This is a genomic window from Shewanella sp. AS16 (assembly GCF_021412365.1).
GTDB classification, from domain to species: Bacteria; Pseudomonadota; Gammaproteobacteria; order Enterobacterales; family Shewanellaceae; genus Shewanella; species Shewanella salipaludis.
Genome location: NZ_JAKCLK010000454.1, coordinates 1 through 280, shown reverse-complemented (window position 1 = coordinate 280; position 280 = coordinate 1). Strand labels below are relative to the sequence as shown.

Annotated in this window: 1 protein-coding gene; it reads left to right on the top strand. The window is 52.5% G+C overall.

Annotation, left to right across the window (positions count from 1 at the left end):
* Positions 1-280 (top strand): FGGY family carbohydrate kinase (locus LZP73_RS21065; RefSeq protein WP_442800795.1); only part of this gene is annotated, 280 nt, incomplete at both ends.

Below are 280 nucleotides of genomic sequence, written 5' to 3'. Positions count from 1 at the left end.
ACGATCGATATGTATATCGGGATAGATCTTGGCACCTCGGGCGTAAAAGTTATTTTGCTCAACGAGCAGGGTGAGGTGGTTGCTGCGCAAACGGAAAAGCTGACCGTTTCGCGCCCGCATCCACTCTGGTCGGAACAAGACCCGGAACAGTGGTGGCAGGCAACTGATCGCGCAATGAAAGCTCTGGGCGTTCAGCATTCTCTGCAAGACGTTAAAGCATTAGGTATTGCCGGACAGATGCACGGTGCAACCTTACTGGATGCTCAGAAACGGGTGTTAC